This window comes from Fuchsiella alkaliacetigena, assembly GCF_023227765.1.
In the GTDB taxonomy this organism is placed as follows: Bacteria; Bacillota; Halanaerobiia; order Halobacteroidales; family Acetohalobiaceae; genus Fuchsiella; species Fuchsiella alkaliacetigena.
This window is the reverse complement of the sequence record NZ_JALKBZ010000073.1, coordinates 1-8,273: the sequence shown is the minus strand read 5'-3', so window position 1 is coordinate 8,273 and position 8,273 is coordinate 1. Positions and strand designations below refer to the sequence as shown.

Annotated in this window: 7 protein-coding genes and 1 tRNA gene; 5 read left to right on the top strand and 3 right to left on the bottom strand. The window is 33.3% G+C overall.

The window, feature by feature from the left end:
* Positions 1–135: 135 nt before the first annotated feature.
* Both MWH30_RS12860 and MWH30_RS12855 read left to right on the top strand, forming a co-directional pair.
* Positions 136–236 (top strand) — tRNA-Sec (locus tag MWH30_RS12860).
* A 111-nt stretch (positions 237–347) separates the two neighbouring features.
* The gene (locus MWH30_RS12855; RefSeq protein WP_248664499.1) at positions 348–1,280 is read left to right on the top strand and encodes a hypothetical protein; all 933 of its coding nucleotides are present in this window, start codon (positions 348–350) and stop codon (positions 1,278–1,280) included.
* Between the two features lie 76 nt (positions 1,281–1,356).
* Here the strand turns inward: MWH30_RS12855 and MWH30_RS12850 are convergent, their stop codons facing one another.
* Together MWH30_RS12850 and MWH30_RS12845 are read right to left on the bottom strand one after the other, a co-directional pair.
* The gene (locus tag MWH30_RS12850; RefSeq protein WP_248664498.1) at positions 1,357–3,225 is read right to left on the bottom strand and encodes a S8 family serine peptidase; all 1,869 of its coding nucleotides are present in this window, start codon (positions 3,223–3,225) and stop codon (positions 1,357–1,359) included.
* 192 nt (positions 3,226–3,417) lie between these two features.
* Entirely contained in the window at positions 3,418–4,191 is a 774-nt protein-coding gene (locus tag MWH30_RS12845; RefSeq protein WP_248664497.1) for a hypothetical protein, read from the bottom strand.
* A gap of 171 nt (positions 4,192–4,362) precedes the next feature.
* On the opposite strand from MWH30_RS12845, the gene MWH30_RS12840 reads away from it, so the two are divergent.
* A complete protein-coding gene (locus MWH30_RS12840; protein WP_248664496.1) occupies positions 4,363–4,533 on the top strand; it encodes a hypothetical protein in 171 nt (56 codons plus the stop codon).
* Here MWH30_RS12840 and MWH30_RS12835 read toward each other — a convergent pair.
* Positions 4,517–6,196 (bottom strand): ribonuclease J, encoded by a 1,680-nt coding sequence (locus MWH30_RS12835; protein WP_248664495.1) that lies wholly within the window; start codon positions 6,194–6,196, stop codon positions 4,517–4,519. The genes MWH30_RS12840 and MWH30_RS12835 overlap by 17 nt on opposite strands.
* A 326-nt stretch (positions 6,197–6,522) precedes the next feature.
* Here MWH30_RS12835 and ispE point away from each other — a divergent pair, with 326 nt between their 5' ends.
* Complete coding sequence (gene ispE / locus MWH30_RS12830; protein ID WP_248664494.1) at positions 6,523–7,416, top strand: 4-(cytidine 5'-diphospho)-2-C-methyl-D-erythritol kinase; 894 nt, start codon at positions 6,523–6,525, stop codon at positions 7,414–7,416.
* Entirely contained in the window at positions 7,417–8,184 is a 768-nt protein-coding gene (locus MWH30_RS12825) for an NTP transferase domain-containing protein (protein WP_248664493.1), read from the top strand.
* Positions 8,185–8,273: the final 89 nt, after the last annotated feature.

Here is an 8,273-nt window from a genome sequence, read left to right as displayed (position 1 = left end):
CATTTTTTAAATTCAAACTGAGTATAAGAAATAAGATTGAGTTTTAAAATAAAATTTATTCATGCGATTGCCCTGTCACAAGGTTAAAAAATTTGACAACTGTAGTTAAAAGAGATATAATTAATAATGGATTTTGGGAATGGCTGTGCCCCTGGTGGGCACCACGGACTTCAAATCCGCTGGCGGGCCAGCCTTGAGCTGTCCGCGGTAGGTTCGATTCCTACACATTCCCGCCATTAATAAAGTTTGATGTAACGGTAATGACGGCACTTTTTATGGTGTCGCTTTTTTATATGAAATAGTTATTTATAACAGATAATTCCAAAATTAAAGAAAGGGGAAAGTAGATGAAAACTAACAAAGAAACTAAACAAAGCTTAGGTCCTAAAATTGGATTTGGCGTAGCTGTTTTATTGGCTTTATTAATGATTATTAATGCCATAATCGGTAGTATAATAGCTGCTGATGTTGAAGAAGAGCTAAAAACCTACATAAGTAATATTGAAGAGGTCGAACTTGTTCAAAGCAATATATCTGTAAATCCTTTGTTAGGCAGAATTAATGGAAACGAATTAATATTTGATGTTGCTGAAGATAGGATAGAGATTAATGATGCTTCTGCTAAGTTAGGTTTAACTAATATGCTTGCTTTAAAAGATAGTGAGGATTTAGCAGAAACTATGCTAAACTTTGATGATTCAGTATTTACTTTAAATAAAACTAATCTAATTAATCAACAGGATGAAATTGTTTCTACTCTTGAACAGTTAAGGCTTACTTATGCTAGTCAGGCTGATCTTGATAATGAAGAATGGTCCTTTAAGGCTGGAATTGGGATGGAGCAAAGTAAGGTGGATCTTAAAACTCTATTTGATTTAAGTGCAACTGAAGCACAGGAAATATCTCAGATGTTTAATTTAGATCTAAGTGAGGTTGGCTTTAATCATTTTAATTTAGCTGTAAGTAGCGATGATTTCTTTAAAGCTCCTGAATATTTTGAGCTGGTTAAAGCTGAAAGAGAAAATGTGAGACATTTTGTTATTGATAATTTGGAGTTTAATAATAACTTAATGGATGTTAATTCTTGGTTTGATATGGCTTATAGTACTTCTTATGATGAGTTTGGTATTTTTGATTCGGAAGTTAGAATTGAGATTTTAAATGAAGAGTTGAGGGAAACTGTTGATTATTTAGCTTTTATGATGGGTATTAATTTTGAATATGATAATGGACAACTTGTTTTAAGTCCCCATGGCCCTTTAAATAATTTAAGTTGGTAAATATAAATTATATAAAAAACGGCTCTTTTCTAAAGAGCCGTTTTTTATATAATAAATTGAGAACAGGACTTTCTAGCTAATACAAATATATATCTAAATCAAAGCTGTACTCTTCATTCTCTTCAATCTTTATTGCTTCATCACTGATTCCAAAATAATCGCCACTATCTACTATCCCGTTGTTATTTGTATCCCGCCAGCCGGCTAGATATATCTCCTGACCTGCTATTTCAGTTAGCTTATAACTGCCGTCCTGATTAGCCTGAACTTTATCCACTATCAAAAATATATCCTCTTTTTTTATTAGCGCTAAAACTTTAGGACTTTCTAAGCGCTGTCCTAATAAAGCCCCATAAGCATCAACTAAGCCATAACCGTACTTTTCATTCCAGCCTGAAGTACCTAAGTCCATTGTTGTAGAAGTTAGTCTTGCTCGAATATCTTCCGGCTTAGTTATTCCTTGAGCTACTAATAAAGCAGCTGTTCCACTAACATAAGGGGTAGCCATAGAGGTGCCTGACATATATCTATAACCAGTATTAACAACTCCATTTTCATAGTAGCCCCAAGTACTTAAAATATTGCTACCTGGTGCTACTATTTCCAATTCTGAACCAGTATTAGAGTAATTACTTCGCTGATTATCCTTTTCTACTGCTCCTACTGCGATTACATCTTCATAAGCTGCTGGATAGACTATATAGTTGGCGGAATCATTTCCAGCGGCAGCAATTACGGTTACTCCAGCTTCTACGGCTTTTTTTATGCTTTCCTCCATTATCGGACTAGCTGGCCCGCCTAAACTGAGATTAATGATATCAGCTCCTTGTTGAACAGCATAGTCTATTCCTTGGGCTACATCAAAAGTACTGCCGCTACCTTTAGGGCCTAACGCTCGAACAGGTAATAAGCTAAGCTGCCAATTAACCCCAGCCACTCCTAGTTGATTATTAGTGGTAGCTCCAATAATACCGGCTACGTGTGTACCATGGCTACCTCCATATTTTGCTGGTGTTTGATCAGTAGGATCTTCATTGTTCTCTACAAAGTCATAACCCATTAATAGGTTTTGCTTCAAATCAGGGTGTTGTGGTATTATTCCGGAATCAATCACTGCTACTGTTACTTCTTTATTTCCTCTTTGAATATTCCAAGCTGCTTCTAGGTTGCTGTTAAGATGTCCCCATTGGTATTGGTAATGAGGGTCATCAGGAGCCTCCATAGTATAGAAGAGGTAATTGGGAACAGCATAGTTTACTATAGGTAGGCTTTCTAATTGAGCTGCCATCTCTAGTACAGATTTATTTTCGGGAACTTTATAATTAGCTACTAAGCCGTTATTGAGTTCTAGCTGAGTTAAAGTATCTAAGTTATACTTACTTTTCAAACTATTGATTAATCTTTCTGCAACTAGAGAATTAAACTTAACTATTATTTCTGATTCTTGATATTCGCTTAGGGGTTTGATTTTAGTAGCTTCTGTTTTAGTTTTAAATTGGGAACTGTTTAGTTTAACTTTATTTTCGGTAGTATTATGTATTTTAATCTGTCCGGAGATACTTCCTGTTTTTTGTTTAAGTGTTGGCAGCAGGCTTTTATTAATTAATTTATTATCACCTTCAGCTAAGTTAACCTTTATTTGAGCAGATTGGTAACCTTCAGCTTTTACTTGCCAAGTGTAAGTGCCTGCTCTTAGATTTTCAAAATAGTATTGGCCTTTACTATCGGTAGTAGTGCTATTATTGTCTAGATAGACGGTAGCTTTTACTATTGGGTAATTAGCTTTATCATCATTGCTGAAGAAAAGCAGACTTCCGTCCTCTATTTGTCCGTAAATGCTAGCTTTTTTTGTTAAATTAGTTATGGAAGAAGAGCGGCTACAGGCGGTTATACTGAGTATAGTTATTATAGTAATTAATATTAGTTTGAATAATTTATTGTTCACTAGGAGTCCTCCAGTTATTTATTTTTAATTTATCACCATTAAAAATTTATTCAATAATTAATTAGTGAACTCCTTGTTGCAAATATTTTAAATTAATGGTATAAATAGAATTATAAATCAATCAAGTTATTAAATCACAATAACAAAAAATCCTGCTGATGTTTAACAGTTTCAGCAGGATAATGCATACTTTTATCCGTTGATTTCCTTTAATTTGTAATACATTACTACGGTAATAGCATAAGTGAAGGGCATTATAAAAATAAAGATAGCTCGACTAACGGTGAATAAGAAAAATTCATTAATTAAGCTGACTCCTAATATATGCACCAGATAGTAATAAGGAATGGCTAAAATGATATTTAAATGTCTTAAAAATGCTACTTTTAAAAAATAAGAACCTACTAGTTGATTACTTTTTTCAAGATAGTTATGTTTTTCTTCTTCTAAAATGCCTATAACTGGAGCGAAGCTGTAGATTGTACCCATATATAGAATTAAAAATAAGAAGGTTATAGTTAATAATTGTTGTAATGAAGCGATTTCTATGAAGTTATAGGAAAATAAAGCACCTAAGCTAGGAATTAAGATAATTAATAGTATTAACATCGATAGTACAGCGTAGTCTTTGACTTTTCCTTTTGATTTAGCAAATGATTCTATAAACTTTATTTTGTGACTTTGATACCGTTCTGAAATGCATATGTATAAGGAAACAATAGTTTTAATTTGTAGGTATAAAAGTAGAATAGCTACTACGAATAGAACTGTTGAGTTTAAGGTAAAAGATGAACCATTGTCGAGGCTTAGATCACTAAAATGACGAGTTATTCGGGAAAATATCCTAATTACAAAATATACACCTGAAACTTTAATAAAAGTACTAAAGTTTTCTTTATAAAGTCGATAAGCTTCTTTAATAACTTCTAAGATAATTAATTTCGGGGAGCTAGTATTTTTTGGCATAAGAGACCTCCTTTTACTCGATATATATTTTAATTATATCATAATTAAGGTAAAAGTGCTAATTTATTTATTTTTCTGAATCTTGTGAATATTATTCAAGCCTTAAATCTTTATTAGTTATACATAGGACAAGGAGAGCTGTTAATATACATTTATTGAGGAGTGGTTCGTTTGGAATATAAGGTAGTACATAAGTTTGAGCAAGAGGAAGGTGTAGTTGATTCTTTGGAGACCAATGATTTTAAGAGGAAGTACAGAGATAAGTTATTAAACTGGGAAAGAGCCAAAGAATTTTCTCAAGCACTCTTTAAAGTTTATCAAGATTCTAAGAAATGGGAGTAATTAGGGATAAAATAATAGGTTTTCGTTTTAGTTCTCTGTATAAATAATTGCTTATTGTATTTTCAATTTCAGACTTTAATTTAGAATAATTAATTTTTTCTTTTTGGATGTGCTTTTTGGAAATAGCAGTTACTTTTGATTTTATTTGCTTTAAAAGTTGAGCAGAATTTTTTAAATCTTTAAAGCCTTTGCTGATAATATCGGGCCCGGCTATTAATTTATCTTGATCATCGTTGATTACTAAATTGATAATTAATATCCCCTTATCAGCTAATTTTTGGCGACTTTGTAGAGTGCTTTCTTTAATATTTTCTATCTTTGAACCATCTATTAAGACCTTACCTGCTGAAACTTTATCTGTTACTTTTGCTTCATGCTCTGCTAGCTCTAATTTAACTCCATTAGGAGTAATAAATATATTTTTTTTAGCAATACCTACCTCCTTGGCTAGCTGAGCATGCTGGTGTAGATGTCTATACTCTCCGTGGACTGGTAAAAAATACTTAGGTTTAGTCAAATTAAGCATTAACTTTAATTCTTCCTGCTGGGCGTGTCCAGAGGTATGGACCTTTTTTTCTTGGCCGTGAATTACAGTAGCTCCTTTAGCTAATAATTGATTAATAGTCTTACTAACTGCTAATTCATTACCTGGAATTGGAGTGGCAGAGAGAAAGATGGTATCAGTAGCCTTAATTTCTAGTTGAGAGTGTTCTCCCTGAGCGGCTCTAGTTAAAGCAGCCATCGGCTCACCTTGACTACCGGTCATTAAAACTGCTATCTTATGAGGAGCAAAGTTATCGATCTCTTCTAGCTCTATTATCATTTCAGAAGGCAACTCTAAATATCCTAAGTCTTTAGCTATTTCTATAGACTTAAACATACTTCTACCGCTAATGGCTAATAAGCGCTTAGAATTTTTAGCTGCTTCGATTACCTGTTGAACTCTGTGAATGTGGCTGGAAAAGGTAGCAACTAGGACTCGGTTTTGAGTTTTTTGAAACTCTTCTGTAAATGTTTGGCCGATAATTTTTTCTGGAGCGGTATAGCCTTTGTATTCGGCATTAGTACTATCGGATAGCAAAGCTAAAAGTCCTTCTTCTCCTAATTGGGCCAGCTTATAAAAATCTGTTTTTTGCTGATCAATAGGTGCTTGTTCAATTCTAAAGTCTCCAGTATAAAGGACTGTTCCGGCTGTAGTAGAGATTGCAATAGCTACAGCATCGGGAATACTGTGATTAACTCTAATAAATTCTACGGTGAAACTATCTATTTTGATTTTATTACGAGGCTGAACAGTAATTAAGTCTGTTTGAGATAATAATTCTTTTTTATCGTCTAATTTCTTTTTGATGAAGGCTAAGGTAAACTTAGTTCCGTAAATAGGAATTTCTTGGTCTAGTTCTGCTAATAAATAAGGAATAGCTCCGATATGATCTTCGTGGCCGTGACTGACTAATAATCCTTTGATTTTATCTTGCTTTTTAATTAAATAGCTAATATCTGGAATTACTAAATCAACACCTGGCATTTCATCGGTGGGGAACATTATTCCAGCATCTAAAATTAAAATTTGCTCTTGATACTCAATTAAGATCATATTATTGCCTACTACTCCCTTACCGCCTAATTGAATAATAGCTACTCTAGAATCATCTTCTTTCATAAAAATCACCTCAGTTCAATATTTATAAGTTATTCACAGCCTTCACTTGAATTATCCACAGAAATCTTTGTTTTATCCACATTTATAAGTTAATAAAGTGGATATTTCACAGGTTATCCACAATATCCACAACTTATCCACAATTCATCCACAGTGCATTGTGGATAAACTTCCTTTGGTATAATTATTATCTGTTTTTGCTTTAAAATTATGTAAAGTACTTGAACATTTATAGAGTTATTTTGCTTAATAGTATTTAAAGCAGGAATTAAAAGCTGCTAAACGGAATTATACCATTAATATATGCTTAAAAGGAGAGGATTGTTTTGTCAAAGACTATAAAATTAATTACTCAAGCTAAGATTAATCTTTTTTTAAATGTAATAGGCAAAAGAAGAGATGGTTATCATAAAGTAGAGATGATTATGCAGACTATAGACTTAGCCGATAAGTTATACTTTACTAAAATAAGAGAAGGGATTGAAATAGAGGTTGAGCATCCTGAAGTTCCTACCGGAGCTGATAATTTAGTCTATCAAGCAGTGCAACTACTGTTTGATAGATATACTTTATCTGGGGGATTAAATATAAAAATTAAAAAGAAGATTCCTGTGGCAGCAGGATTAGCCGGGGGGAGTACCAATGCAGCAGCTACTTTGGTAGCAGTTGATGAGTTGTGCGATTTGAAGCTGTCTAAATCGGAATTAAGAGATTTAGGAGCCCAAATAGGAGCTGATGTTCCTTTTTGCATTACTGGAGGAACTGCTTTAGCTACTGGAATTGGTACAGATTTAAAGGAATTAACAGCAGTTCCCCAGTTAGATCTGGTAATTGTTAAACCTCCTATAGCTGTTTCAACCGCTGAGGTTTATAATAATCTAAATTTAGCGGAAATTAAAAGAAAGCCTGATTTAAATAAGATGAAGAGAGCATTAAAAGATCAGGATAAAATGAAAATTATCCAAGCTAGCGATAATCTACTAGAGGAGGTCACCTTTAACTATTATCCACAGCTTAAAAAGTTAAAAAAATTGCTCTTAACTCAAGGAGCTATTAAGGTGCTCATGTCTGGTAGTGGACCTACTTTATTGGGTTTTGTGGAAAGTGCCGATAAAGCTGAAGGATTAGCAGCTTTGTTAAAGAATAAATTAGCTGATAACTATATAGTTCAAGCCGTTAAGACAAGCTTGCAAGGAATAACACAACAGGAGGAAGGATAAATGGATTATAATGCCGTTATTTTGGCCGGAGCCAAGAATACTAACTTAGTAGCTAAAGATATAACGGTTAATTATGAGGCTTTACTTCAGGTTATTCAAAGACCAATGATTACCTATATATTGCGGAGCTTGGTGACTGCTGAGAAGATTAAAGATATATTAGTTATCGGTCCTAAAGAAGAAGAGAAACTTTTATTAGCTAATGGAGCTGATTCAGTTGTTGAAACTAAGGATAATTTATTGGATAATATTGAATTAGGAATTCAATATATGTCTCAATTTCAGCAAGATTATTTTTTACTGGTTAGTGCTGATATTCCTTTAATTACTGCTGCAGCGATTGATGATTTTATCTTTAGTTGTGAGGAAGAGTTAGGTTGCGGACTTTATTATCCTATAATTCCTAAAGAGTTAAGCTTAGCTACTTATCCCGAAGCCGATAAAACTTATTTGGATTTACAAGAAGGCTCTTATACTGGGGGGAATCTGTTTCTAGTTAATTCGGAGTTATTTATTAGCTCGCGTGATTTAATCAATAGAGTTTTAATTAGTCGTAAGAATCTCTTAAAATTAAGCTGGATCTTAGGGTTGAAGTTTTTAGTTAAGTTATTGTGGGGTAAATTATCTTTAAGCGAAGTGGAGAATAGAGTTTCAGAGCTGCTTGATATTCCTGTTAAGGCTATTATTACTGAGCATCCAGAAATAGGATTTGATGTTGATAAACCGGCTGATTTGGAAAGAGTACGTAGCTTAGCAGTTAATAATTAAAGTTTTTTGCTTTTACCCGAGTTCGACAGTTCATAGGTATAAAATAACTATTTAGAGGTCAGAAACCTTGATATAGCAGGGTTTGTGAT

Bases quoted from the DNA above. Each gene is read 5' to 3' on its own strand.
- MWH30_RS12855 (WP_248664499.1), top strand. From the start codon at position 348: ATGAAAACTAACAAAGAAACTAAACAAAGCTTAGGTCCTAAAATTGGA.
- MWH30_RS12845 (WP_248664497.1), bottom strand. From the start codon at position 4,191: ATGCCAAAAAATACTAGCTCCCCGAAATTAATTATCTTAGAAGTTATT.
- MWH30_RS12835 (WP_248664495.1), bottom strand. From the start codon at position 6,196: ATGAAAGAAGATGATTCTAGAGTAGCTATTATTCAATTAGGCGGTAAG.
- MWH30_RS12825 (WP_248664493.1), top strand. From the start codon at position 7,417: ATGGATTATAATGCCGTTATTTTGGCCGGAGCCAAGAATACTAACTTA.